1 rRNA gene is annotated in these 1055 nt (G+C 55.0%); it reads left to right on the forward strand.

The features are described 5' to 3' along the window. A 23S ribosomal RNA gene (locus ACWEGE_RS47020) occupies positions 1-1015 on the forward strand; the annotation flags it as partial. Between the last annotated feature and the right edge of the window lie 40 nt (positions 1016-1055).

Raw genomic sequence — 1055 nt, forward strand, 5'->3', positions numbered from 1 at the left:
TTAAGCGCCAGTAAACGGCGGTGGTAACTATAACCATCCTAAGGTAGCGAAATTCCTTGTCGGGTAAGTTCCGACCTGCACGAATGGCGTAACGACTTTCCGGCTGTCTCAACCACAGGCCCGGCGAAATTGCACTACGAGTAAAGATGCTCGTTACGCGCGGCAGGACGGAAAGACCCCGGGACCTTTACTATAGTTTGGTATTGGTTTTCGGTTCGGCTTGTGTAGGATAGGTGGGAGACTGTGAAGCTGCGACGCTAGTTGTGGTGGAGTCGTTGTTGAAATACCACTCTGGTCGAATTGGGAATCTGAACCTCGGGCCATGATCTGGTTCAGGGACAGTGCCTGATGGGTAGTTTAACTGGGGCGGTTGCCTCCTAAAGGGTAACGGAGGCGCCCAAAGGTTCCCTCAGCCTGGTTGGCAATCAGGTGTTGAGTGCAAGTGCACAAGGGAGCTTGACTGTGAGACAGACATGTCGAGCAGGGACGAAAGTCGGGACTAGTGATCCGGCACCTCCTGGTGGAAGGGGTGTCGCTCAACGGATAAAAGGTACCCCGGGGATAACAGGCTGATCTTGCCCAAGAGTCCATATCGACGGCATGGTTTGGCACCTCGATGTCGGCTCGTCGCATCCTGGGGCCGGAGTAGGTCCCAAGGGTTGGGCTGTTCGCCCATTAAAGCGGCACGCGAGCTGGGTTTAGAACGTCGTGAGACAGTTCGGTCCCTATCCGCCGCGCGCGTAGGATACTTGAGGAAGGCTGTCCCTAGTACGAGAGGACCGGGACGGACGAACCTCTGGTGTGCCAGTTGTTCTGCCAAGGGCATGGCTGGTTGGCCACGTTCGGAAGGGATAACCGCTGAAGGCATCTAAGCGGGAAGCCTGTTCCAAGATGAGGTATCCCACCCCATGTGGGTTAAGGCCCCCAACAGACCATTGGGTTGATAGGCCAGAAATGGAAGCACAGTAATGTGTTGTCGAGTTGACTGGTACTAATAGGCCGAGGACTTGCCTACAAAGATGTTACGCATCCACTCTACGGTTCTGAAACACCAC

It is taken from the genome of Amycolatopsis sp. NPDC004747 (assembly GCF_053601335.1).